The organism is Acinetobacter sp. 228 (assembly GCF_048147885.1).
This window is the reverse complement of the sequence record NZ_JAYWYV010000001.1, coordinates 189,415-214,592: the sequence shown is the minus strand read 5'-3', so window position 1 is coordinate 214,592 and position 25,178 is coordinate 189,415. Positions and strand designations below refer to the sequence as shown.

26 protein-coding genes, 4 tRNA genes and 2 pseudogenes are annotated in these 25,178 nt (G+C 42.6%); 15 read left to right on the top strand and 17 right to left on the bottom strand.

Annotation, left to right across the window (positions count from 1 at the left end; translation table 11 throughout):
- Window positions 1-59 precede the first annotated feature (59 nt).
- Complete coding sequence (locus VXQ92_RS01035; protein WP_262478610.1) at window positions 60-452, top strand: carboxymuconolactone decarboxylase family protein; 393 nt, start codon at window positions 60-62, stop codon at window positions 450-452.
- A gap of 379 nt (window positions 453-831) precedes the next feature.
- Here the strand turns inward: VXQ92_RS01035 and VXQ92_RS01030 are convergent, their stop codons facing one another.
- From VXQ92_RS01030 to VXQ92_RS00990, 9 genes are all read right to left on the bottom strand, one after another.
- On the bottom strand, window positions 832-1,707 hold the full coding sequence (locus tag VXQ92_RS01030) for an NAD(P)-dependent oxidoreductase (RefSeq protein WP_416679950.1): 876 nt from the start codon (window positions 1,705-1,707) through the stop codon (window positions 832-834).
- Window positions 1,708-1,723: 16 nt separating this feature from the next.
- Window positions 1,724-3,079 carry a pyrimidine utilization transport protein G gene (gene rutG / locus VXQ92_RS01025; protein WP_416679948.1) on the bottom strand — a complete coding sequence of 452 codons (1,356 nt, stop codon included), beginning with the start codon at window positions 3,077-3,079 and terminating at the stop codon, window positions 1,724-1,726.
- Between the two features lie 33 nt (window positions 3,080-3,112).
- Entirely contained in the window at window positions 3,113-3,604 is a 492-nt protein-coding gene (gene rutF, locus VXQ92_RS01020; protein ID WP_416680037.1) for an NADH-dependent FMN reductase RutF, read from the bottom strand.
- A gap of 170 nt (window positions 3,605-3,774) precedes the next feature.
- Window positions 3,775-4,155, bottom strand: coding sequence for a pyrimidine utilization protein C (rutC, locus tag VXQ92_RS01015; protein WP_064095517.1), 381 nt, complete (start codon window positions 4,153-4,155; stop codon window positions 3,775-3,777).
- Between the two features lie 31 nt (window positions 4,156-4,186).
- A complete protein-coding gene (gene rutB / locus VXQ92_RS01010) occupies window positions 4,187-4,948 on the bottom strand; it encodes a pyrimidine utilization protein B (protein WP_416679947.1) in 762 nt (253 codons plus the stop codon).
- Window positions 4,945-6,051 carry a pyrimidine utilization protein A gene (gene rutA / locus VXQ92_RS01005; protein ID WP_064101410.1) on the bottom strand — a complete coding sequence of 369 codons (1,107 nt, stop codon included), beginning with the start codon at window positions 6,049-6,051 and terminating at the stop codon, window positions 4,945-4,947. Before rutA ends, rutB begins: the two co-directional genes overlap by 4 nt.
- Window positions 6,052-6,400: 349 nt before the next feature.
- Window positions 6,401-7,192 carry a pyrimidine utilization protein D gene (gene rutD, locus VXQ92_RS01000; protein ID WP_416679946.1) on the bottom strand — a complete coding sequence of 264 codons (792 nt, stop codon included), beginning with the start codon at window positions 7,190-7,192 and terminating at the stop codon, window positions 6,401-6,403.
- An 80-nt stretch (window positions 7,193-7,272) separates the two neighbouring features.
- Window positions 7,273-7,530, bottom strand: coding sequence for a hypothetical protein (locus VXQ92_RS00995; RefSeq protein WP_064095521.1), 258 nt, complete (start codon window positions 7,528-7,530; stop codon window positions 7,273-7,275).
- A 136-nt stretch (window positions 7,531-7,666) separates the two neighbouring features.
- The gene (locus VXQ92_RS00990) at window positions 7,667-8,848 is read right to left on the bottom strand and encodes a S1C family serine protease (RefSeq protein ID WP_064095522.1); all 1,182 of its coding nucleotides are present in this window, start codon (window positions 8,846-8,848) and stop codon (window positions 7,667-7,669) included.
- Between the two features lie 170 nt (window positions 8,849-9,018).
- On the opposite strand from VXQ92_RS00990, the gene VXQ92_RS00985 reads away from it, so the two are divergent.
- The 7 genes from VXQ92_RS00985 to VXQ92_RS00955 all read left to right on the top strand — a co-directional run bounded on the left by VXQ92_RS00985 (window position 9,019) and on the right by VXQ92_RS00955 (window position 11,814).
- Entirely contained in the window at window positions 9,019-9,777 is a 759-nt protein-coding gene (locus VXQ92_RS00985) for a Nif3-like dinuclear metal center hexameric protein (protein WP_416679944.1), read from the top strand.
- Between the two features lie 153 nt (window positions 9,778-9,930).
- Window positions 9,931-10,557 carry a superoxide dismutase gene (locus VXQ92_RS00980; RefSeq protein WP_416679943.1) on the top strand — a complete coding sequence of 209 codons (627 nt, stop codon included), beginning with the start codon at window positions 9,931-9,933 and terminating at the stop codon, window positions 10,555-10,557.
- Window positions 10,558-10,705: 148 nt separating this feature from the next.
- Window positions 10,706-10,781 (top strand) — tRNA-Asn (locus VXQ92_RS00975).
- 6 nt (window positions 10,782-10,787) lie between these two features.
- Window positions 10,788-10,863, top strand: a tRNA-Asn gene (locus VXQ92_RS00970).
- A gap of 290 nt (window positions 10,864-11,153) precedes the next feature.
- Window positions 11,154-11,229, top strand: a tRNA-Asn gene (locus tag VXQ92_RS00965).
- Window positions 11,230-11,235: 6 nt separating this feature from the next.
- Window positions 11,236-11,311: transfer RNA gene (locus VXQ92_RS00960), tRNA-Asn, on the top strand.
- 59 nt (window positions 11,312-11,370) lie between these two features.
- Window positions 11,371-11,814 (top strand): DUF2726 domain-containing protein, encoded by a 444-nt coding sequence (locus tag VXQ92_RS00955; protein WP_064101412.1) that lies wholly within the window; start codon window positions 11,371-11,373, stop codon window positions 11,812-11,814.
- Window position 11,815: 1 nt separating this feature from the next.
- On the opposite strand, the gene VXQ92_RS00950 is transcribed toward VXQ92_RS00955, so the two are convergent.
- The 6 genes from VXQ92_RS00950 to glnA all read right to left on the bottom strand — a co-directional run bounded on the left by VXQ92_RS00950 (window position 11,816) and on the right by glnA (window position 16,704).
- Entirely contained in the window at window positions 11,816-12,079 is a 264-nt protein-coding gene (locus VXQ92_RS00950) for a hypothetical protein (RefSeq protein WP_416679942.1), read from the bottom strand.
- Window positions 12,080-12,210: 131 nt separating this feature from the next.
- The gene (locus VXQ92_RS00945) at window positions 12,211-13,416 is read right to left on the bottom strand and encodes an alpha/beta hydrolase family protein (protein ID WP_416679940.1); all 1,206 of its coding nucleotides are present in this window, start codon (window positions 13,414-13,416) and stop codon (window positions 12,211-12,213) included.
- A 110-nt stretch (window positions 13,417-13,526) separates the two neighbouring features.
- On the bottom strand, window positions 13,527-14,408 hold the full coding sequence (gene ubiA / locus VXQ92_RS00940) for a 4-hydroxybenzoate octaprenyltransferase (protein WP_416679939.1): 882 nt from the start codon (window positions 14,406-14,408) through the stop codon (window positions 13,527-13,529).
- Window positions 14,409-14,413: 5 nt separating this feature from the next.
- The gene (locus VXQ92_RS00935; protein ID WP_416679938.1) at window positions 14,414-14,920 is read right to left on the bottom strand and encodes a chorismate--pyruvate lyase family protein; all 507 of its coding nucleotides are present in this window, start codon (window positions 14,918-14,920) and stop codon (window positions 14,414-14,416) included.
- A gap of 2 nt (window positions 14,921-14,922) precedes the next feature.
- The gene (locus VXQ92_RS00930) at window positions 14,923-15,198 is read right to left on the bottom strand and encodes a hypothetical protein (RefSeq protein WP_416679937.1); all 276 of its coding nucleotides are present in this window, start codon (window positions 15,196-15,198) and stop codon (window positions 14,923-14,925) included.
- A 90-nt stretch (window positions 15,199-15,288) separates the two neighbouring features.
- On the bottom strand, window positions 15,289-16,704 hold the full coding sequence (glnA, locus tag VXQ92_RS00925) for a type I glutamate--ammonia ligase (protein WP_171254921.1): 1,416 nt from the start codon (window positions 16,702-16,704) through the stop codon (window positions 15,289-15,291).
- An 813-nt stretch (window positions 16,705-17,517) separates the two neighbouring features.
- Between glnA and VXQ92_RS00920 the strand changes: the two genes are divergently transcribed.
- The 3 genes from VXQ92_RS00920 to trpC are packed head-to-tail and all read left to right on the top strand — an operon-like array spanning window position 17,518 to window position 19,985.
- The gene (locus VXQ92_RS00920; protein ID WP_071851871.1) at window positions 17,518-18,102 is read left to right on the top strand and encodes an anthranilate synthase component II; all 585 of its coding nucleotides are present in this window, start codon (window positions 17,518-17,520) and stop codon (window positions 18,100-18,102) included.
- A gap of 9 nt (window positions 18,103-18,111) precedes the next feature.
- Window positions 18,112-19,158: an anthranilate phosphoribosyltransferase gene (trpD, locus tag VXQ92_RS00915; protein ID WP_064101418.1), complete on the top strand. Its 1,047-nt coding sequence runs from the start codon at window positions 18,112-18,114 to the stop codon at window positions 19,156-19,158.
- 20 nt (window positions 19,159-19,178) lie between these two features.
- Window positions 19,179-19,985 carry an indole-3-glycerol phosphate synthase TrpC gene (gene trpC / locus VXQ92_RS00910; RefSeq protein ID WP_064101419.1) on the top strand — a complete coding sequence of 269 codons (807 nt, stop codon included), beginning with the start codon at window positions 19,179-19,181 and terminating at the stop codon, window positions 19,983-19,985.
- A gap of 410 nt (window positions 19,986-20,395) precedes the next feature.
- On the opposite strand, the gene VXQ92_RS00905 is transcribed toward trpC, so the two are convergent.
- Window positions 20,396-20,824, bottom strand: a complete 429-nt coding sequence (locus VXQ92_RS00905) for a GFA family protein (RefSeq protein WP_064101421.1) — start codon at window positions 20,822-20,824, stop codon at window positions 20,396-20,398.
- Window positions 20,825-21,079: 255 nt separating this feature from the next.
- Between VXQ92_RS00905 and VXQ92_RS00900 the strand changes: the two genes are divergently transcribed.
- The 4 genes and pseudogenes from VXQ92_RS00900 to VXQ92_RS00885 all read left to right on the top strand — a co-directional run bounded on the left by VXQ92_RS00900 (window position 21,080) and on the right by VXQ92_RS00885 (window position 23,678).
- Window positions 21,080-21,757: a Smr/MutS family protein gene (locus VXQ92_RS00900; RefSeq protein ID WP_064095537.1), complete on the top strand. Its 678-nt coding sequence runs from the start codon at window positions 21,080-21,082 to the stop codon at window positions 21,755-21,757.
- Between the two features lie 93 nt (window positions 21,758-21,850).
- Window positions 21,851-22,399, top strand: a complete 549-nt coding sequence (gene folE, locus VXQ92_RS00895; RefSeq protein WP_171254931.1) for a GTP cyclohydrolase I FolE — start codon at window positions 21,851-21,853, stop codon at window positions 22,397-22,399.
- 61 nt (window positions 22,400-22,460) lie between these two features.
- Window positions 22,461-22,819, top strand: a pseudogene (locus tag VXQ92_RS00890) (cupin domain-containing protein).
- A 301-nt stretch (window positions 22,820-23,120) separates the two neighbouring features.
- The gene (locus tag VXQ92_RS00885) at window positions 23,121-23,678 is read left to right on the top strand and encodes a DUF4385 domain-containing protein (protein WP_416679935.1); all 558 of its coding nucleotides are present in this window, start codon (window positions 23,121-23,123) and stop codon (window positions 23,676-23,678) included.
- A gap of 11 nt (window positions 23,679-23,689) precedes the next feature.
- Here the strand turns inward: VXQ92_RS00885 and VXQ92_RS00880 are convergent.
- Window positions 23,690-25,088 (bottom strand): annotated as a pseudogene (locus tag VXQ92_RS00880) (diguanylate cyclase).
- Window positions 25,089-25,178: the final 90 nt, after the last annotated feature.

Genomic DNA, 25,178 nt, shown 5'->3' with positions numbered 1-25,178 from the left:
CGATAGTATTTTAGCTTAAAAGCGTTAAGCTAAAGCAATAATAAAATTGAGGATAAAGCATGTCACAACAAGATTATGAAAATGGCTTGAAAGTCCGTACCGAAGTAATGGGGGAAAGCTTTGTGCAGCGTGCTCAGGAAAATACCGTGCCTTTTACCCAGCCTCTACAGGACTGGATTAATGAACATGCCTGGGGTTCGACCTGGCAACGTGAAGGTGTATTGCCACGTAAATACCGTTCTTTAATTACCATTGCATTTCTGACTGCTCAAAAAAGTCCCACTGAACTGAAAGGCCATGTGCGAGGTGCGCTGAATAATGGCGCAACGGTTGAAGAAATTCAGGAAGTGCTGCTGCATAGTCTGCCTTACTGCGGCGCACCGGCAACCCAGGAAGCCTTTCGTGCTGCACTTGAAGTGATTCAGGAATATGAAGCGAATCCAGAGTTGTAAATATCAGTGTATTAGAACTCTTTCATAAATAATTCTTAATGATTAAAAATTATTTATGAAATTCCCGCTCCTCATAGGAGAGGTTCTTTATAAAAAATCTCTCATCCTCTTGCAGAGCATGCTCCTCACCCCTAAGAGGGAAGGAACATTAAATATTAATGGACAATCATTTTCTGATTTATAAAGGAAATCTATTTATTTAAATTGCTCAAATATCAGTAAAATTTAAAATTGCTTAGGCTATTTAAAGTAATGCTCAATAAGAAAGCCGAGAGTTGTTAAATTCCCGGCTTTTCATATTTTTGATAATAAATCTGTCGTTATGGATTTAATTCAAAATTAATAGGTTCTCTATGAATAGCAATTTATAAGAAAGACTTTAACCCCTTAATTCAATTTGCGTACGTTGTTCCAACCCTTGTACCGCAGCGGAAAAATCCAGCTGACTGGCCTGAGGTCTGGCAATCTGCTGAAACTGTTCTTGCACCAAGGACATGACTGATAAATCTAATTGCTGCTGTTGCACCAGTTCCAAAGCAATACCAATATCTTTCTGTAATAAATCCAGCGCAAAGGTTTTATGAAACTCACGGCTCAGTACACGCTGCGCCATGATATTTTCCGACATGCTACTTTTACCACTGGAATGATTAATACAGTTCAAGGCACTGCTTAAATCAACTCCCTGCCCTTTCAGTACAGTTAAGCCTTCAGCCAGTGCCCATAAATGCGTAGCCATCAAAGTATTGTTAACGGCTTTCACTGCAAAACCGGAACCACTTTCTCCTACATACTCAATCAACCCAGCAAAAGCAGCAATGACCGGTTTGGCTTGCGCAAAGGCAGCTTTATTTCCTCCCACCATCACGGTTAAAGTACCTTTTTCTGCGCCAATGGTCTGACCGGATACTGGAGCATCCAGATAATAACTTCCCTGCTGCTCCAATCGTTGTGCCAGTTTTTGGGCCGATTCTGGTACACCGCTAGTACAGTCAATCCAGATTGAACCTGGCTTGGGTGGATGTGCAGCGATTAGATTTTCGACATCCTGACTGGTGGGTAAGCAGGAAAAGATAAAGTCGGCTTGAACCGCCTGCTCAATACTGACAGCCTGAGTGGCGAAAAGTGTGGCATGCTCTACAGCTTTCTGTTCAGACCGGTTCCAGACCCAAACCGGGTGTCCGAGTTTTGGCATATGGGAAGCCATATGCCAGCCCATTGCGCCGAGTCCTAAAAATGCAATTGTATGACTCAAAAGATACTCCTTATATTTAAGCAACCGGTTTCACTTCAATGTCCGTTGCGGTTGATGCAGATACAGGCGATTCTTTATCTTCCCCACGATTCAGGAACAGATTGAGTAAAATCGCAGCCAGAGTCGCAGTGCCAATCCCACCTAAATCAAAGCTACCAATCTGCAAGCTATAATTACCTGTACCCATAATCAGACACACTGCGCCAATGATCATTGTGCTGTTCTTGGTAAAGTCAATACGGTTATCTATCCAGATTTTGGCACCTGCAACCGTAATCAGACCGAATACTACAATCGAGGCTCCGCCAAGCAAGGCCACAGGAATCGTACTGATCACCGCACCAAATTTCGGTGAAAGCCCGAGCAAGATAGCGAATATCCCGGCAAAGACAAACACAGTGGTTGTATACACTTTGGTCACTGCCATAACACCGATATTTTCAGCATAGGTGGTCATTCCCGTACCTCCCACAGAAGCGGATAAGGAAGTACAAACACCATCTGCAAAGAAACCGCGTCCCATATACGGCGACAGATTTTTACCAGTCATTGCAGATACTGCCTTAAAGTGTCCCAAATTTTCTGCCACCAGAATAATGGCCACCGGTGCAATCATCAGCATGGCATTCATTTCAAAGACTGGACTCTGGAAAGTCGGCAGACCAAACCATGCCGCTTCACTGACTTTGCTGAAATCAATCGCAGGTCCGAAGCCCATAATATTGGTGAAAAGAAAATAAAGCAGATAGGAGGACAATAAGCCGAGTAACAGCAGCAGACGGCGTACCATTCCGCGGGTAAACACGGCAATCACACTGATACAGAGAATGGTGATTAACGCCATCCAGGAATCAAACTGGTTGGCAGATACACTTTTGATCGCGACCGGTGCGAGATGCAAACCGATAATCATCACGATGACGCCCGTGACCACGGGGGGCATCAGCTTTTCAATCCAGGCTGTACCAGTTTTCATGACCAGCAAACCAATCAAGGCATAAACAATACCGCAGGCAATGGTTCCGCCAAGTGCGAGCGCAATATTGGGATTCGCGCCTACTCCTGAATAGCCGGTAACCGCTACCACGGCACCAATAAATGCAAAACTCGACCCCAGATAACTCGGCAATCGGCCGCCAGTGATCAGGAAAAATAAAATGGTGCCAATCCCGGTAATAAAAATTGTGAGATTGGGATCAAAGCCCATTAAAAGTGGCGCTAGCACGGTTGCCCCAAACATCGCAAACACATGCTGTAACCCGAGAATAATACTTTTCCCAGCGGGCAGATATTCGTCTGTCTGAACTGGTGTTGTATCGATATTGCCTTGGTAAGGCTTAAATTTTGGAAACCACGATTCTTTTTCTTGCATGGGCTTCCCCTCCTTGATTAGGACTGAATTGATTTAGCACATTTTGTGTGGCTCACAGTAAGAACGGTTAAAGTACATCAGCGCATTGCCTTGACGCTGGCCCATGGCTTTCACTTCACAGAACAGCACGTCATGACTGCCTACAGATACTTGCTGCACCACCTCACAGTCAAAACTGACCAAGGCATCCTCAAGTACAGGTGACTGGGTCAGCAACGTTTTCCAGTTCCCCTGACTGAAACGCTCTGCCATAGGTGTTTTTCCACCAAACAGATTGGATAGATGCTGCTGATGTGAAGCTAGGGTATTCACACACAACACCTGATTATTTTTAAAAGTTTCATAAACTGATGCTGAACGGTTCAGACAGACCAGCAAAGTCGGCGGCGTATCAGTCACACTACACACGGCGGATGCGGTAAATCCAGCCATGCCTGAACGACCTTGTGTAGTAATCACATTCACTGCCGCACCCAGATTGGACATACCCTGACGGAAAATCTGCTGATCGACCTGGGTAAACATTTCAGCTGCGTTTTCAGTCTTTACCACCTTATTTAGTGCACTGTTATCTGCAACTGCTTCTGTAATGATTTTAGACAATTTGGCATTCATGCTGTTCTCCTTCGCCCCAAGTCAGTTTTCAGTGACAGACTTAGGGCTGATATAGATGAAATTGAATCAGGTGGTTCGGCTTATACATGGGCAATCGAAGCAATTTCGACCAGTGCATCCGGTTTTACCAAGCCAGTCTGTACGCAATAGCGTGCCGGTTTATCTCCCGGGAAATACTCTGCATAAACGGCATTAATCGCCGCATAATCTGCCCAGTCTTTGACAAATACATGATTGAAAGTCACGTCATCCATGCTGCCACCGGCTTCTTCAATGACACGTTTGATGGTTTCCAAAATATGACGGGTCTGGGCTGCCGCATCACCGACATGCACAACGTTATTATTTTCATCAAAAGCCAGCGTGCCTGACACATAGACAATATTGTCTGCCTTGGTTGCCGGTACAAACGGTGCTAATGGTTTTGAAGTTCCTGCTGGAATAATGACTTCTTTAGGCATACTGTTTTCCTTAATCTTGATATTTAACTTCTTAAGCGCTTTGAGCTAATCCAGTTTCTTTAAGTGATTCACTTTCTTTTTGAAAGGTATCGACAAAATTTGAGGTATCCGACACCCAGCCAAAGAAGGTCTTGATGTTGTACAGGCTGGCTTCGTGGGCTTCGACTGGACCGGCCTGATGGCAGGCATCCGCCAGCGCCACGCCAAAATATTCCAGAAAGAAACCATCACGCAGCGTCGACTCCACGCAGACATTGGTGGCAATTCCGACAAAAACTAGGTTACGGATACCACGAACACGCAACATGCTGTCCAGTGCGGTATTAAAGAAACCGCTATAGCGAGGTTTTTCAATGACCAGATCTTGTGATAGTGGCTGTAACTCATCAATCAGGTCAAAGTCCCAGCCCCCTTTGGCCAGTAATTGCCCCTGTAATTCGGGACGTTTGCGCATGGTCTTTAAAGCATTGGATTTATGGAAATTTGGAGAATCCGTACCACCTGCTTCCTTATATTCTGCATCCCAGCCATTTTTAAAATAGATGACCTGAATACCGGCCGCATGCGCAGCATCGACTGCTTTCTTGATATTTTCGACCACGGGTTTGGTCTTTGAGACATCAAAACCCGCCAGATCCAGATAGCCACCCTGCGAGGTATAAGCATTCTGCATATCAATCACAATCAGGGCAGTCTGTTCTGGTGCCAGACGGATCGATTCAGGTTCCGCCTTGAGCACTTTGCCCGTGCCTAATGCTTCAGTAAAGCCTACAGATACGATGTGCTCACTCATGCGCTTTTCTCCAAAACGGGTGCTGTATCTTCAATCACAATATGTTCACGGCACTTCATTAATGGCTGGATTTTCTGACCGAAATCTTCCACACCCTGAACGAAATCATCAAAAGTCAGCAGCACACCTTCTGTACCTTTGATTTCGCCAATTTCATCCAACATTCGTGCCACATTTTTATAAGAACCTACCAAAGTTCCCATATTGATATTTACAGGAGATACGCTAGAAGCCATTTGACGGATATTGGTATCTGTACCGGAAGTCGTGTCTTTCCCACCTTGATTCATCAACCAGTTAATCGCTTCCATATCGGCACCATCGTTATAATGCTGCCATTTAGCCTGAGCTTCTTCATCAGTTTCGGCTGCAATCACCATAAACAGCACATACGTCTGCACATCACGACCAGTAAGGTCGGTTTTTTCTTTTAAGCGATCATTAATTTCTGCATAAGCCGTTGGAGTATTCAGCCCTTTACCAAAAACAAAGTTGTAGTCGGCGTATTGCGCAGAAAATTCCAGACCGGCATCAGACTGACCTGCACAGATGATTTTCATATCGGCTTGCGGGCGCGGACTAACACGGCAGTCTTCCATCTGGAAATGCTCACCTTTAAAGTCGGATTTTCCGTTTGCCCAAAGCTCACGCAAAATTTGTACATATTCAGATAGATATTCATAGCGTTTGCCAAAATACTCATTGCCTGGCCACATGCCCATCTGGGTGTATTCAGGCGGCTGCCAGCCAGTCACTACATTTAGCCCAAATCGGCCATTAGAAATCGAGTCAATGGTAGATGCCATGCGCGCTACAATTGCAGGTGGCATGACTAGAGTTGCAGCTGTTGCATAAATTTGAATTTTGCTGGTAACAGCAGCAAGGCCGGCCATCAGGGTGAAAGTTTCCAGGTTATGTTCCCAGAATTCAGTCTTGCCACCAAAGCCACGCAACTTGATCATGGAAAGTGCGAAATCGAAACCATAGTGTTCAGCGCGCTGCACGATTTGTTTGTTTAACTCAAAAGTCGGCATATATTGTGGTGCATTTTCAGAGAGTAACCAGCCGTTGTTCCCAATTGGACAGAAGACACCTATTTTCATTTTCACACCTCATTATTTTTTAACACTTATTCAAAATCTTGAATCCACTACGGAAGTCTTATTTACAATATAAACATTGCAAACCGTGTGCCAACTATATTTATTCATTCTATTTCAATAACTTAATATTTATTTTTTTGAATTTTTAGTAAAATAACTATTTTTAACCATGAATCAATTTCGCTCACTATGTTTCATTCAAGTGCATTTATAAAAATTCATGCGTGTGCAGAATCTGTATAAATTCGCAGTAAAATTCCTGCTCATACCATAGAAACGATTCATTAGAAAAAATAAAAAGTCAGACCCAAGGTCTGACTTAAATAAACAGATTTATTGGCTGAAAATATCAGGCTGATTTTAAAAAATGCAGTATGTTTTGGTTGATCAGGGCAGTTTCAGTCACCGTAGAAGCATGTGCTCCCGTTTCGAGCAGGTTAAACCGGCTATGTGGCAATAACTGCTGCAGTTGTTGTGAACGTTGATATGGCACCAGAAAATCATCCCGATTGGCAATCAGATGTACAGGAACATGTTTGAGTGCCTGCTGATGCACTTCTTCTACTTGAAAAGCTTGTACTGCCTGTATACGTGCCAAGACATTTTGAATCGGTGGAAAGTCAAGGAGCTGCTTATTTTCTGCTTCGGTTAATGGGTCAATATGTGTTGAGATCCAGTGTGGTGGATATAAAAATAAAGCTTGGGCCCGAACATAGGCTTCTGCCCCGCTATTCAGCAATAAAGAAGTCCTTGCCTGAAAACATTTTTGGGTATGTGAGTCTAGTTCGCCCCAGGCATTCAACATGGTCAGACTCAGCAACCTAAATTTTTTCTCCGCCTGATAGGTTGCGAGCTGCATGCCAATATGCCCACCCAACGCATGTCCAATAAAATGAAATTCGCAAATATCCTCATTGATCAATAAATCCAGGATCTGCCGGGCCATACGATCTACGGAATAAGGCGTTGGCAAGAGTTCAGAATCCGAATGACAACCTTCCTGATCATAGGTCACTACATGAAAATTTTGCTGTAAGGCTTTAATTTGAGGATTCCAGAAGCTGGCATGTCCGCCCAAGCCGGAGGAAAGCACTACATAAGGCGCATGTGCCTGTGCTGCAGAGTGAATAAACAAAGACATAAAACTCTCATATTTGAACTATGAGATAAATACAGCAAGATATATGCCTGAATAAGACTATTTTTGAACAATTGGTAAAATTATAGCCAGTACACATTGAACCTGTAATAGAACTCCTCTACCTCAAAGCGTACGTTATAGCCCAGCTCTGTCAACTCCGCTGAAAGATGGTGGATTTCTTCCAGTGGCAGATGCTTGGGAAAAACTGTCAGTACCGCTGTATTACCCTGTCTGGCATTATCTTCAATCAATTGCGCTAAACGTGGCTTGAACATCTCAATATTTATATTTGCGACATCAGATAATATTTTGGCTTGATCAGCAGTCATAAAACTCATTGTTGTGTACTCTTTTTAATTTTATTCAATGAAATTAAATGATTTAAATCACATAAAATATTCTTGTTTTGTAATCTACAATATAAAAAGATAACCAAAAAAAAATCCCTCAACAAGAGGGATTTTTTATTTAAATTTACTGACCTGGCAAAGGAATATATTGCGAAGCACTATTTTGTGCCTTACGTTCAGTTACTACCACTTCAAGCGTCATCGGTTTACCTGCACGCTCGATTTCAATCTGGATAGTACTGTTCGGCTTTTGCAAGGCGACAAAATTAATCAAATGTGAGGCTGAGCTGATCTCTTCCTCATTCACCTTGATAATTTTATCACCACGCTTGATTCCAGCCTTAGCAGCAGGTCCATCTGGTAGCACCTCAGCGACGGTGACACCTTTTTCTTTAGGTTGCAGCACATCATCGCGTTCGGCAGGTAACAAGCTAATCCCCAACCAGCCACGAACGACACGGCCATCTTCCAGAATGGCATTCAATACCTGCTGACAGATTTTGGCCGGAATGGCAAAACCGATCCCTAGCGAACCACCAGACTGCGAGAAGATTGCGGTATTCACCCCAATTAAGTTACCGGCGACATCAATCAGTGCACCACCCGAGTTACCCGGGTTGATGGCGGCATCGGTCTGGATAAAATCTTCATAGGTATTGATACCCAGATCAGAACGGCCTGTGGCAGAAATAATTCCTTGAGTGACGGTTTGACCTACACCGAATGGGTTACCAATGGCCAGGACAACGTCCCCGACTTCGTTACCACTGAGCTTAAATGGCAGCACAGGTAATTTATCCAGCTCGATCTTGATCACGGCAAGGTCTGTATCCGGGTCAGTCCCGACGACCTTGGCTTCAGCACGACGGCCATCCTGCAAAGCCACTACAATCTGGTCGGCCTGCGCGATCACATGATTATTGGTCAGGATATAACCGTCCGGACGAACAATCACCCCAGAACCCAAGCTGTTTTCATTCGGGCTTTGTCCATACTGGTCAGGTAACTGATCACCAAAGAATTCACGAAATACCGGATCACTCAGCAAAGGATGAGCCTGCTGCTTGACTTTTTGAGTGGTAAAAATATTCACCACAGCCGGTGCTGCCACTTTAACCGCAGCATTATAGGAGACAACGCCTCCTGTGCGCGAAATATCAATCAACGGCTCTACTTTTTCAGCAGGCATTTTGACGCCATCTGGCGCAACTGGTGCCTTTGGTTTTTGGAGTTGTTGCCACCCCAGAAAACCGATAATGACTAAAATCAGTAACACCCAAGGTAACCATGTAAAGGTGCGGCGCACGTTATTATCCTCTAAAATATTTTAATTCGTTGATGACTAAGTAATTTATATTCTATTGTAATGCTAAATACATAACTAAACACAAAAAAATCCACAGAGATTTGTGCAGCTTTAGTTACAATCAGACCCATAGCTAACTATGGGCAAGCTTTTAAACTAACAGGACTTTTATGGCGAATTTGAACGATATTATTCACTGGTGTGACCAGACCTTGGTAACGCGTGAATTTAAGGACTATGCACCAAATGGCTTGCAGATTGAAGGCAGACCTGAGGTAAATAAAATCCTCTGTGCTGTGACTGCTTCCCAGAGTGCCATTGAAGCTGCAATTGAACAAGGTGCAGACTTGCTGCTGGTTCATCATGGATATTTCTGGAAAGGTGAAGCTTACCCAATTACCGGGATGCGTGGAAAACGCATTAAAACACTGATTAAAAATGATATTTCTTTAGTTGGATACCATCTTCCTTTAGACAGTCACCCTGTTTTAGGAAATAATGCCGCGATTGCAGATCTGCTTGAACTGGAAAATCTGGAACAGCTCAATCCAACCGAACGACATCCAATTGGCAATATTGGCTATTTAAAACAGTCCTTGACTCCAGAAGGCTTCAAAGCCTATGTATCAGAAAGACTCGGCTTTGACGCACTACATTTGCCTGCAGAAAAATCCTTGATTCAAAAAGTTGGTTTCTGTACAGGTGGCGCGCAGGATTATATTCAAAAAGCGGCCCTACAAGACTGTGATGCCTATATTTCGGGCGAAGTGTCTGAACGGACCTTTTATGAAGCTCAGGAATTGAATGTGCACTATTATGCCTGTGGCCATCATGCGACTGAAAAATACGGTGTGCAACGCCTGGCCAAGGCTATTTCAGAACAGTTTAATATTGAGTATGATTATTTTGAATTAAACAATCCGATTTAATTCGACTGACGGTTATGATCAGTGGCTTTATTCATATATTTTCAGGCTTTATTCTGTATTGTTATTTATACACGATGCCCATTTCGGCCCGATTATCTATTACAATAACGCCACTTATTGTTAAAACCCAGCAAAATGCAAGGAATTGAGAACATGACAACCATTACTTTACCAGCATTACCTTACGGCTACGAAGATCTTGCTCCACACATCAGCAAAGAAACTTTAGAATACCATCATGACAAACACCACAACACTTATGTGGTTAACCTGAATAACCTGATCGCTGGTACTGAGCTTGAAGGCAAAACTCTAGAAGAAATTATTACAGCAACTGCTGGTGATGCTTCTAAAGCAGGTGTGTTCAATAACGCGGCTCAAGTTTGGAACCACACGTTCTACTGGAACTGTATGGCTAAAAACGGTGGCGGTAAAGCAACTGGTACTTTGGCTGCAAAAATTGACGAAGCTTTTGGTTCTTACGAAAAATTTGCTGAAGAATTTGCTGCTGCTGCAACTACTCAATTTGGTTCAGGTTGGGCTTGGTTAGTGGCTGACGAAGTAAACGGCCAGCTTTCAATCATGAAAACTTCAAATGCTGATACGCCAATGGCGCATGGTAAAATCGCAGTATTGACGATTGACGTTTGGGAACACGCTTACTACATCGACTACCGCAATGCTCGTCCTAAGTACATCTCTACTTTCCTGGAAAGCCTGGTGAACTGGGATTATGCAAATGCGAAATATGCAGGCCAGCCTGCAGGTGTTGAGAAATAATTCTTTATTTCTTTGCTAAAAAAATCACCCATTTTGGGTGATTTTTTTATTTTTAGGCTCTAAATGAATATTTATAAAGCAAACAATTCATTTCTTTACATTAATTGATTGACGACCTGCCGATTCCTCCCTAAAATGCCGATCAGATTCTCCAATAGCTCAGTCGGTAGAGCGACGGACTGTTAATCCGCAGGTCCCTGGTTCGAGCCCAGGTTGGAGAGCCAATCTATTCTCCCATAGCTCAGTCGGTAGAGCGACGGACTGTTAATCCGCAGGTCCCTGGTTCGAGCCCAGGTGGGAGAGCCAGAATTCTAAAAACCCACTCATTGCGAAGTGGGTTTTTTTATACCTGTGTTTTTAAAATCGAGATCATATTGATTTAGATACGCGGTCAGCTACCTGATTTCTTATGATCCAGCTCACTTATCAAAATTAAGGCTGATCACGATTTTGTGGTTAGGACCGGTTTACATAAACATAACAGTTTGAACTACAAACCTTTTCGACTATTTTTAAAACACTTGATTCAATTTATGCTGCTTTTTTCTAAAAGTGCCTTGACCCCTTTTCAAATCTCTCTATAATCGCTGTCAGATTCTCCAATAGCTCAGTCGGTAGAGCGACGGACTGTTAATCCGCAGGTCCCTGGTTCGAGCCCAGGTTGGAGAGCCAATCTATTCTCCCATAGCTCAGTCGGTAGAGCGACGGACTGTTAATCCGCAGGTCCCTGGTTCGAGCCCAGGTGGGAGAGCCAGAATTCTAAAAACCCACTCATTGCGAAGTGGGTTTTTTTATTTTCTCTATCTGTGATCTATGTTTGATTTGAGTCAGTTTATATTTTTTGTGATTGGTTGCCTGGCAACCTTTGCATTAGTTTGTCTACTCTTCCCACATCTGTTTACCCGTCAAAAGAAATTCTATCCAAAACGTGTGATTACTGCTTTTGAAAGCAGGATGTTTACTCGTCTAAAAGATGCCTTTCCTCATCATCATATTCTGGCCCAAGTTGCGTTTAGCGCCTTGATCACGCATGACCAGATCAAAATGCGCAATCAGTTCAATCGTAAAGTCACAGACTTCGTGGTACTTGATCGCGAATATAATGTGGTGGCGATTATTGAATTAGATGATCCGAGTCATATTGGCAAAGAACAAGAAGATGCTGAACGTGATGCAATGCTGATTGCAGCAGGATATACCGTGATTCGATATACCCAGATTCCGAGTATTAGACAGCTACAAAGGGATATAAGATAAATTAAGGAACAGTTACTGTACTTTCAGATGCAGCTTGAGTTGAATTTGCTAAAGCATCCTGCTCTGCTTTGAGCTTTTCCGCAGCCTTTCGTGCTTCAATACGTGCAATCATATCTGCCTGCTGCTGCTTGTATTTTTCCTGATTTTTAGCATCACTATTTACCGCAAGAAATGCCATACTAATTAAAAATACCGGAATACAAAGTGCAAGCGTACCGAAGATCAATAGCTTTTTGACACTGCGGGGCTGTGGCTGCTCAGACATAACAAACCTGCTTTAATTTCGTCATTTAATTACACTGCCCAATATAACAAAATAACGTCATAGCTCAAGGCCGAACAGTATTTAAATCCACGCTGACTTCAAGCCAGCATGGATTTATCACTCTTATTTAATTATGACACCGGCGTATTCATAACGGCTTCTACCGTATTGAGCAGTGCGGGAATATTTTCAGTGACCACTGTAGCGTGCGTGGCATTCAGGATCGGAATTAACTCTACTTCAGTTCCGTCTGCAAGCATACCATCATATAAGATCTGGGTAATGGTATAAGGTACTGTGGTATCTGCTGTACCTTGAAAAATATAAACTGGACGGTCTAGTCGGGTTTGTGCAGGTTGATTATCCATCAGATAATCCATAATATCAGGGTCGCTCAGGAAGTTTTCCCGTAATGCCTGATATTGCGAGAAATTCACATCACTTTGTAATGCCGTTTGAATATCTGCACCAAAACGCTGTGCAAGCTCAGGGGAACATAAACTTTCAGCCTGTCTAGCCAGATCTACCTTGGCATTAACAAAGGCCTGATTGTAATTAAAGCTGGTTTTTTCCGCCTTAATTCCTGAACTGACGATGGCGGCATACGTATACAAAGTCGCCGCAATTGGAACTGCTTGAGCTATATTACCATCAGCAGCCAGACCTTGAGCAAATAAAAGCCCTTGTTCCAAGGTATCATTAAGATAGGAAGCTGGGGCAATCGCAACTGCACCACGATAAGTATTATTTGGTAAAGCCTTATAAAACTCTGCGGCTGCTAAAGCTGCATGTCCGCCCTGTGACCACCCGATCACCCCCCAATCTTTGGCCAGTAGTCCACCATACTGTTTTTGAGCTTCACTAATCGCTGATAATATTGAATTGGCAGCACTTTCCAGATGCAGATAAGGATGTGGCTCATTATCATTGCCCAGACCCTCATAATCTGGGGCAATCACCGCATAACCTCGTTGTACCAGCCCCATAACCAAGGCCTTTTCAGGTCCATCCAAGGCAAGGCGTGAAGGTGCACACTTATCTGCTCCACCTGTAGTACCATGGGCCCAAACCACAATCGGCCAGCCACCTATAGGTGGAGTACCTTTAGGGGTAAATACCAGTGTAGTAGCACGAATCTCTCGATTCTGTACACCTTCCATTCGATAAGTAAAGATATCATGACGCCCGACAACCGCTTTCACCTGCTCATCAACCGTATAAGTTCGAACAGGATTAAATCCTACAAAATTATCGTTATCATCATCGCCACACGCAGATAAAAACAGTACCGAAGAACACAGTACACCCAACATCAATTTCTTATAACTGTTCTGCATATTTCTATCCTTTTATTGTTATTCCCTATCTCTTTTTATCGAGATCACTCAAAATTAAGCATAAAAAAAAGCATCCTTATAGGACGCTTTTGTTATTAGCCGATAGACGGTTAGTACCAAAGAGCCAGAAAAATTCCAGCAAAGATTATGAAGCCAATCCAGCGGTTATGCCTAAACGCCCAGAAACACAGCTGTGGATTTTTATCTCGAGTTTTAAACCATTGGTAAATAAAATCAAGAGCAACAACCATTAGTGCAGCCAGACCAAATGGAAGCAGTAAATTTTCCAGCCATAATGCAGCACCTATCAATAAAATACTGCTCACCTGCAATGCACTAATGATCTGAATATCGTGCCGCCCAAATAAGATCGCTGTCGATTTTACCCCAATTTTCAAATCATACTCACGATCTGCAATTGCATATTGGGTATCATAGGCTACGGTCCAGGCCAGATTACCAAAATATAGAAGCCAGCAGGTTAAATCAGGCGTTTGCCCGACTGCAGTATAGGCCATCGGAATCGACCAGGAAAATGCTGCACCCAAAAAGACTTGAGGTAAATGGGTATAGCGCTTCATAAAAGGATAAATAAACGCTAAAAACAAAGCCCCGAATGACCAGTAAAAGGTTTCAATCGGCAGGAAAAGAAGCAGGCAGGCACTGGCAGCCACCAAAACCAGAAATACCATCACGGCTTCTTTGGCACTGATAACTCCGGTCGCTAACGGACGGTTTTTAGTACGCTCTACATGTGCATCGACTTTACGGTCAGCAAAATCATTAATGGCACAACCTGCTGCCCGCATAAAAATCACCCCCAAAATCATGGGAATTAAAATTTCAATGCGTGGCATGCCCTGAGCAGCAATCCACAGCGCCCACATGGTGGGCCAAAAGACCAGTTCAGTGCCAATCGGTTTATCAAAACGACAAAGATAATAATAGGCGCTAAGACGCTCACGCCAGGTGATTGCTTGTGCGGTTGCCATAAAAATCAAGCCTGTGAATTTTGTATAAAGTGTTCAAATGCCGGTAAAAATGTTTCTTGTACAATAAATTTACAGCCGTGCCAAGTATAGCAGCTCTGACGGGTCCAGCCTTCATCTAAAAGTACCACCCGACGCTGGCAGAGTGGATTGGTACGTTGAAACAGAAACCAGCCAATAGGTTTGGTGCCAATATGCTGAAAAATTCGGGCTTTTTTTTGCAGGCTTAAAATTGGAAAAATACTTTTGGCTTTCACCCAAGGAGATTGTTCCGAACCATAGAGATAACTTTCACGCACCCAGGAAGTATGCTGAGGTGACATCTGCATCCATTTGGCATTGGCAAAGCTTAAACGCTGAAAATGCTCTTGAATTGGCTCGACATGAAACTGTCCCTGAGCCAAATCGGTTAGTTGTTGCGTGAGTGAACCTGATGCATACAGCCACGGTTTTAACTCAGCCGGCAGAGCTGACAGCAACACACGCGGATTTTGTTTTCTAGAACGACTATTCATTGTTAACAGTTATCTGTTTTTGCAATGATTTCATATTTACCTTGCGGAGTCTTAATTAAAATAAAACCTTCAGCACTCAAATAAAATGAATCGGGATAAGCATAATCTAGCGCCATTTCTGGATTTTTCAGCCCCATAAATTGAGCCTGCTTGTACCCTTCAGGTGTCCGCCCCACTTCAAGATAAGTTACTTCGGAGAAGTTCAACTTAAAACCTTTGTCATGATCTTTTGGATCAATCCATGGATAAAAGCTGGTGTGCTTTTTACGCTGTGCCATTTAAGCCTATCAATCATTTAAAATTATAAATAGATGATACAAAAAAACCCGCGACATGCGCGGGTTTTCTTCGCTTTAATTCGGAAAGAATTACAAGCTGTAGTACATTTCAAATTCAACTGGATGAGTAGTCGTGTTCAGACGACGAACTTCTTCAGTTTTAAGCTCGATGTATGCGTCAAGCATTTCTTTGGTGAACACACCACCTTTAAGCAGGTAATCTTGGTCCGCTTTAAGCGCATCAAGAGCCATATCCAGGCTGTGCGCCACTGTAGGGATTTTTGCTTCTTCTTCCGGTGGAAGATCGTACAAGTTCTTGTCAGCAGCCTCACCTGGGTGAATCTTGTTTTGAATACCGTCGATACCCGCCATTAGCAATGCTGCGAAACCTAAGTACGGGTTCATCATTGGATCTGGGAAACGTGCTTCAATACGCTTGCCTTTCGGGCTAGACACATAAGGAATACGGATAGACGCAGAACGGTTACGTGCTGAGTAAGCAAGCATAATCGGTGCTTCGAAGTGCGGTACTAAACGCTTGTACGAGTTTGTAGAAGGGTTAGTGATCGCATTCAAAGAACGGGCATGTTTAATTACACCACCGATGAAGTACAACGCCATTTCTGAAAGGCCTGCATATTCATCACCAGCAAACAGGTTTTTGCCGTCTTTAGAGATCGACATATGCACGTGCATACCAGAACCGTTATCACCCACCATTGGTTTAGGCATAAAGGTTGCAGTTTTTGCATATTGATGCGCAACGTTCCAAACTGCATATTTGAACTGTTGAACTTCATCTGCTTTACGCACCATGGTATTGAAGCTCACACCAATTTCTAACTGGCAAGAAGCAACTTCGTGGTGATGCACTTCTACACGACCTGGCCCCATAATGTCTTCGATACGCGCACACATATCAGCACGCATGTCATGTGAAGAATCTACAGGAGGAACTGGGAAGTAACCGCCTTTTACGCGTGGACGGTGACCAGAGTTGCCGCCTTCATAGTCTTTGTTGGTTGACCATGCAGCTTCTTCAGCGATCAATGTATGGCGCGCGCCAGACATGTCGATTTCCCATTTTACTTCGTCAAATACGAAGAATTCTGGTTCTGGGCCAAAGAATGCTGTATCACCGATACCAGTAGATTTCAAATATTCTTCTGCACGGCGCGCAATCGAACGTGGATCACGATCATAACCTTGACCAGTAGATGGCTCGATTACGTCACAAGTTACAACAACTGTTGGCTCTGCAAAGAACGGGTCGATAAAACCAGTTTCCGCGTCCGGACGTAAAATCATGTCCGATGCTTCGATGCCTTTCCAACCTGCAATTGAAGAACCGTCAAACATTTTGCCGTCTTCAAATGTATCTTCATCAATACTGTCTGCTGGATAAGTAACGTGTTGCTCTTTACCCTTGGTATCAGTAAAGCGAAAATCGACCCATTTTGCGCCACTTTCTTGTATGAGTTGAAGGACCTTGTTCGCCATGCTCATTTTGCTCCGATGTTTTTGTTGCACCCGTGAAGTGCGTGTTAGCAGTTGATAGTTATTAAGCAATTACCATACCAACTTTTAAAAGTATAGATAAAATCTTGAATTCTTTATAAGAATTCATGAATTAATAAAAATACTTTGCGGCTATTATACTAGCTGCAAAACTAAATGCACTATATTCAAGCATTCTTCATTTATTTTATTTCAGCTTTATTTTTTAGCGCACCTAAATAGTGCAGTGGTGAATAAAAATGTATTAGAAACATAATTTTTTATAGTGGATATGCTGCTTTTTTCAACTTTTGTTTAGTTTTTATTTAGTTTTAGCTAAGAATTAAGCATTTTTTATGAGATATCAGTAAAGAAAACTTCCGGATTGACTTAGGATCACCTGATTATTTTGAGGCATTTTCTTTAACTATACTTTTGAAATAAAATTTTATATCACGCGGTCTGATTCAAGTGATGTTTTTTTCACCAAAAAATTTTAATCTTTTTTTAACTTTCTTTTTAATTTTTAAGTTCTACTCTAAAACTAATCATACTTATAACTTTCTAATGGTAAGTCTATTACTTAAAATAATGATTCAATAATTTCCATTCTGTTTAGATCGGCTTCTTAAGCCATCAAATTTGATGAAATTGTTGCGCCGAATATGGCTATTTTTTGCTATGATGAAGCGTGCTTTATTTTCACACAATGAAATCAATGATTTAGTTGTGTTACCCAAGTGCTTGCAATAAGCGCGAATTAAAGTACGATCGGGACAACTTTAGCACAGTTAAGTGCATTAATTTCAATAGGTTAAGCTCATGCTTTTAATGATCGACAACTATGACTCCTTTACTTATAACATCGTCCAATATTTTGGCGAACTGAATCAAGAAGTAAAAGTAGTCCGTAATGATGCCGTGACATTGGAAGATATAGAGCGATGGCAACCCAAGTATTTAGTGATTGGTCCTGGACCGTGCTCGCCAAGTGAAGCAGGAATTTCTATTCCTGCAATTCAGCATTTTGCTGGTAAAATTCCCTTACTGGGCGTTTGTCTTGGTCACCAGAGTATTGGTCAGGCATTTGGCGGCGATATCGTGCGTGCCAAACGTGTGATGCATGGCCGTCTGTCTGATATGTACCACAGTAATACCGGGATTTTCAGCAATCTTCCTTCTCCATTTCCTGCAACGCGCTATCATTCACTGGTGATTGATCAAGCTACCTTGCCTGAATGTCTGGAAGTCACCTGCTGGACCAATGAAGCGGATGGCTCTATGGAAGAAATTATGGGTGTGAAACATAAGACATTGCCGGTCGAAGGCGTGCAGTTCCATCCTGAATCGATTCTGAGCCAGCATGGTCATCAAATCTTTAAAAACTTTCTCGAAATTTATGCCTAAGAACACCTTATGAATATTCAACAAGCTTTAAGTAATATTACTAAAAACATTCACCTGACTCAGGATCAAATGCAAGACGTGATGCGTGCCATTATGTCAGGTGAAGCAACCGATGCCCAGATTGGTGCCCTGCTGATGGGCTTACGCCTTAAAGGCGAAAGCATTGATGAGATTACCGCAGCTGCACGTGTCATGCGTGAACTTGCCACCAAAATTGATGTCAGTGACATTCCCTATCTGGTCGATATCGTCGGCACAGGCGGTGATGGCCAGAACCTGTTTAATGTCTCTACTGCTTCCGCATTTGTAATTGCAGCAGCGGGCGCAACCATTGCCAAACATGGTAACCGCGGCGTTTCGACCAAATCAGGTTCGTCAGATTTACTGGAACAGGCCGGGATTAATCTGGACCTGAATATGCAGCAGACCGAGCGCTGTATCCGTGATGTCGGTGTCGGTTTCCTGTTTGCACCCAATCATCATCAAGCGATGAAATATGCAATCGGCCCACGCAAAGAATTAGGGATTCGCAGCATTTTCAACTTACTTGGCCCGCTTACGAATCCGGCCGGAGTAAATCGTTTAGTCATTGGGGTATTTTCCAATGAACTCTGCCGCCCTATTGCCGAAGTCATGAAACAGCTCGGTGCTGAACATGTGATGGTAGTACATTCACGTGATGGTCTGGATGAAATCAGTATTGCCTCTTCAACTCATGTCGCTGAACTGAAAAATGGCGAAGTCACGGAATGGGAAATCACGCCTGAATCGGTCGATATTGAATCGCAAACTCTGACCGGACTGATTGTGGAAGATTCTGCGCAAAGTCTGGCTTTAATCAAAGATGCACTGGGCAAGAAAAAATCAGACATCGGTGATAAAGCCGCCAACATGATCGCGCTGAATGCCGGCGCGGGTATTTATGTCTCCGGTTTAACCAGCAGCTATAAGCAAGGTGTTGCGCTGGCACATGACATTATTTACGGCGGTCAGGCACTTGAAAAAATGAGTGTGCTGTCTGAATTTACCAAAACCATTAAACATTACGAAGCTTAATTCGGTCAGGAATTTTGATCATGGTGGATATCGCAAACACAATTTTAGGCAAGATTGTTGACCGTAAAAAAGAAGAATTTGCCCTACGTTTAAAGCAGAAAAGCTATAAAGATCTGGAGGAACTGGCTCAGGGTGCATCACCTGTACGTGGTTTTGCACAGTCTTTAATGTCGAAACGTCTTGGTGTGATTGCTGAAATTAAAAAAGCTTCGCCATCCAAAGGGATTATTCGCGAGAACTTCAACCCTGCGGAAATTGCGGCACAGTATCAGGATGCAGGCGCAGCCTGTTTATCGGTGCTGACCGATGTAGACTTTTTCCAGGGTCATGATGACAATATTCAGATTGCCCGTTCACATTGTGACCTGCCTGCACTGCGCAAAGACTTTCTGATCGACCCTTATGGGGTCATCGAAGCACGTGCCCTGCATGCAGACTGTATCTTGCTGATTGTGGCTTGCCTGTCTGACCAGCAGTTAGAAGAAATGTCTAAAACTGCATTTGAACATCATCTGGATGTACTGGTTGAAGTTCACGATGAAGAAGAACTATCACGTGCTTTAAAGCTTTCTGATCGTTGTCTGCTCGGCGTGAATAACCGTAATTTAAAAACCTTTGATGTCGATTTAAATACATCATTACGTTTGAAAAAATTACTGGACCCTTCACGCCTGCTAGTGACTGAAAGCGGTATTGCAACTCCTGCCGATGTGGCCATGATGCAGGAAAATGATATTCACGCCTTCTTGGTCGGCGAAAGCTTCATGAAACAGCCACGTCCGGATCATGCTTTCCGCGATCTGTTTGGTGAGCCTGAAGCGGTTTAAAATGTAAATGCTCACCTAAGCATTAAAAAAGCCCAATCTCAGAATTGGGCTTTTTAATTTTATTCAGCAAAGTTTCACAGCAGATAAACTCAAATTACATTGCAATTGTTTTAAGCAGAACTAAAGAGAGTGGAAATAAAACAGGCGAAGATTGACAAAGTACTGCCTCGAAACGAGCCCCTGCACTTTGAGCCTTGGTCTTAAAATATAATCCTGCAAACATTGCAGCGAACATAAAAATAATCAATGTTGGACTGAATAATTTTACTGACTGGATATCGAATAAAATGAGCGAAAATAATCCGACAATACTCAAGTTATAAAAATATTGAAGATGCCACATATCCTCATTTCCTTTTTATTAAGAGTATATATCGGACTTATGCATTTCTATATCTGAAAACTTCATTTTACTGATCAAAATAAGATAGCAGTTCTTCAAACTCCGGCAGTTCAGTATAGCTTTGATTCACCTTGATTTCGTCTGCCCAAGTAATTTTAGAGCTCAGGCAAAAACTTAATTTTTGCTGAATCTTTGGTGCATTATCTAACAACCCTAAAGGAATCCATATCAATGCAGTTGTGCCCACTTGATTGGGAACGGGTGAGCCGCAGCGCTGACAAAAATGGGAGCGAAAGCCAGTCTCTTTTTGATAACAGGATATTGAAGACGTGACTGACGTCCATTCAAAATATTGCTGATTGATTAAAGTGGCTGCATTGGCGGCCGTGCCACTCTGTTTCCGACACAAACTGCAATGACAGTGATACATGCTATGAATGTCTGTATTAACCCTAAATTTTACATTGCCGCATAAACAGCTGCCTGAATAATTCATTTTTTATTTTCGCGATTATATGATCTTATATTTAAAAAGAGATATTCCATAGAAGCAACTCTTTAAGTGATCAAACCAGAAAAATCACGAAACATCTTTTATTTACAGCGGATTCGGTTTTTGATTGTAAAAATGTGCCGCTATTTTAAAGTCCAATTTTTATGTTATGTGGTTATAAACGCATTTCATTTCTCCTTTCAGCCATTTAAGACTATAATTCTATTAAATTCCGTTTCTCCCCCCTATTTTCAGATTATGAGCAAACATGATTCTTCGCTTTCTAAAGATCAGTACAACTTACTGAAAGATTTAAAAAAGCAAATTAGTCAGCCTAAGGCTGAACCTGTTGCCCCTGTCGTGAAAACAGCGGAGCAAGAACAGGCTGAAGACCTCGACCTGTTTCGTAAACAAATGCAAGGCGTACAAAAAATCGATGCCGGCAATACTGCCAAAATTGAAAAATCTGCCAAGAAAAAGCCGGATGCACAAATTCTGGCAAAGCGTGCCGCTGCCGAAGGGCCAATGCACACCGATGAAACCGTTCTTTCAGATACTCAAGCCATGCTGAATCCGGTCGGCAGTCAGGCCAACTTGAGCTATCGTATTGCCACCTTGCAACATAAAGTTTTTGAAGACTTAAAAGCCGGTAACTTGCGCTGGTTTGAAGCTGTGGATCTGCATGGCTGTACCGTAGAAGAAGCGCGACAAGCAGTGCTGCAGATTATCCAGATCGCCAAAGATGAAAATCAAAACGTGATTAAGATCGTACATGGCAAAGGCCCAGAAGCGATTTTAAAAACCTATGTCAACGGCTGGCTGCGTCAGCATCGTGACGTTTTGGCCTTTGTCAGTGCCCCTGAAAAACAGGGCGGTACTGGTGCGGTACTGGTTCTGCTGAAACGTGCGGAAAAGAATCCAAAGTTCAAACAATAAACGGTTTTAGCTCCAAAACAAGGCATTGTAAAAGTTTTCTGCTACAATGCCGTCCTTGTTCATTCTCAGTTTAAGTGAATACGTCATATGACTATGCAGCAATCCTACGCAAACATTCTTACTGCCGTTGGCGAAGATCTCAATCGCCCTGGTCTCAAAGATACGCCAGTGCGCGCTGCGAAAGCATTTTCATATTTAACATCGGGTTATAGCCAGACACTTGAGGAGGTAACCAACAAGGCGGTCTTCCCTTCTGATAACCGTGAAATGGTACTGGTCAAAAACATCGAATTTTATTCGCTCTGTGAACATCACTTACTGCCATTTTATGGCCGCGTGCATATCGCCTATTTACCGGAAGGCCATGTTTTAGGTTTATCCAAATTTGCCCGCATTACGGAAATGTTTGCGCGCCGCTTGCAAATCCAAGAAAATCTGACCCAGCAAATTGCAGAAGCAGTGGCTGAAGTCACCAAAGCACGCGGTGTTGCAGTCATGATTGATTCTGCACATATGTGTATGATGATGCGTGGTGTAGGCAAGCAGGAATCAACTACTCGTACGGTATCGTTTATTGGGGATTTTAAAACCGATAAAGAAACACGTCGTGAATTTTTAAGTGCAGTTCCAGAAAATTTCTAATAAATTCATAAATGGAAGCCTCAATTGATATTGGGGCTTTTTTATCACAACGAGGCTACCAATGTCATCTATCTGGATTGCGGGTCAGGGTTTAAGTCAGGCTAAGGAAAGTGTCGATTATCCACGACCAGATCGTCTGGTCAAAGCCAATCCTAAACGTCTGACTCAGAGTGCCTATCAGCATCCTCATATGGACTGCGGCATCTGGCAATGTGAAATTGGTGCCTGGAATATTGTATTTACCGAGAATAAACAGGAATTTTTTCAGGTCATTGAAGGCATCGTACGTTTACATGACACTCAAAAACAGTCATTTGTTGAAATTAAGGCAGGTGAAGCCGGTATATTCCTCCTGGTTTTATCGGCACTTTTGAAGTGGTTGAAGCTATTAAAAAGTATTATGTAGTAGTGGAATGTTAAAAGGCTTTTTCGCACTTTATTTTCCTCAACAGTTAAGGAGTTTCGTAATAAATTTCTTAACTGTTTTAATATTCTTTAGGCCTTTCTCATTTTTGAAATTCTTTGCATAACGCTTGTTTAGCTAAAAACTTTCTCAGCATATGATCTGAATCTTTCTTTTACTTTTATAAATAAAAAATGAAAATCAGTCGTTTCATATCCTCTATTGCGGATTGCTAAACTACATTTTCTGTCATGTTTAAATACAGATTTTGCTGTTAGATGATTGCATGATTCAGGTATGCAAATACTGGAAGTTACCATGAGCAAGAAGCAGCCCGATCCTCTTAAACGCACTTCACGTATTTATTCAAACAGTTTTGACTATAGCCTGGACTTTAAAAAAATTAATTTCCGCAAACGACCAGAACTGTACCGGATTGGCCGTGGTGAACAAGGCGTGTTACTGGTTGAACCTTACAAATCGGAAATCCTGCCGCACTGGCGCTTTGCCGATGCAGACAAAGCCCAAGCCAGCAGTGACAAGATCTACCAGCTTTTCCTAGAATATTTGAAACAAGAAGATTTTATCGGGGCAGACATGGCACGCAAGTTTTTACAGATGGGTTTTACCCGTGCGCGTCGTTATGCCAACCATAAAGGTGGCAAAAAATACGTTGGTCCGGTTCCAGAAGATAAAAAAGGCTTGAGTGGCGCACATGGCCGTTCAGAGCTGCCACGCTATCAGGAAGATCCGGTTAAAGCCGCTGCTGCCGAAATTTTTAAACAGAAATGGGATGAAGCCAAAACCCATCCGGCATATCTTGAGCAAAAACAGAAATTTCAGGAATTTATAGAGCAGCGGTTTCTAACTGAATAAATGCGTATAATTTAGACTGAAAGTGGCTGTACGGCCGGGTTTACGGACTGATGAGCCATATAGACTCTGTTACGCCCGTTATTCTTCGCCATATTACAAGGCAGAATCTGCCGCGTTCAGGAAGCGCTGATAATCCGGATGTCCATCATAGAGGGCACACCCAATACTGACAGTAAATTTAAATTGATGGCCTTGTACCGAATTAATCATGCCATTTTCAATATATTTACGAATACTTTCTGCAATATTCAGGGCACGTTTTTCATCAGTATCCACCAGTAACAGCAAAAATTCTTCACCGCCGATCCGGAAAACATAATCACTGCCCTGACTGTATTTTTGCAAGCCTTCGGCCAGAAACTTCAAGGCTAGGTCACCTGCAGCATGCCCGAATTTGTCATTGATACTTTTGAAATAGTCGGCATCAATCGCAAGCAAAGACAAGGAGGTATGATTCTTGCGAGAAAAAGTGATTTCACGTGAAATAATTGTATTCAAATAACGACGATTCAGTAATTGAGTCAAGGAGTCATTGCCTGATTCAATATACTCGGCTACCTGAAATAACTGATCTACCAGTAGCTGAATTTCACGATTCAGATTCCGGATTTTCTGGATCAACCCCAGCATATTATTCTTATCCGTACAGTTCATAATATCTTGATTGAGTTCATCAACTTGATAAATCCGCTCAATGATTAAATCGACCTGATCAGAACCGGTAAAAGCATAAGAGGCTTTATGGACAAACCATAAACCGAACTCCGACTTGGATAGCATCGGATGATTGAATTTCTCATGCTCGGAAAAGACCTTGAACATGAGTTCATTTTCCCAGTCCAGCAGCGAGCTGCGCTGTTTATCTTTTTGTACGGCCACATCCTGCATTGCTGAAAAAACACGATAGCTGTGTTTGATTTCCTGGTTCAGGGCTGTTTTGGCTTCATAGGATCGGCACATTATTTCTGTGGCAAAGCCCATAATTTGGATAATATAACTGCAGGTGGTCAACACACCCTGGTCAGGATTCTCATCCAGCAGTTCAAACATTTTACGTTCAATTTCACGTACACCACGCATGATCAACCAGGATGGAATCCCGACACGTGCATGCACATGCCCCACCAATGCCTGTTTCTGTACGGCATCAGCATAACGTTTATTAATTCCTACACTAAAGCTTTCAAGTAACCAGGCATTCAAGGTGTCACGCAAGCGCTTCTGAATCAGGTCATCGGAAAAGAATTCTGCAGATTCCTTTTCGATAAGCATGTTTTTATAGAACTCTTCAACCAGAATCAGGGAATGGTCTTGAATAAACTGAAAGGCATGCAATAAATTATCTGATGAATAATTTTGACAGATCTGTTTCCACTGCTCGGCCAACCTTACCATGCATTCATTATCCATACTGCCTGTTCCCCAAAACTCTGAAATTTGCACTCACATTATGTGACAAATATAACAAATATCAGGTATTTTTCCTAAAATATTGATCAG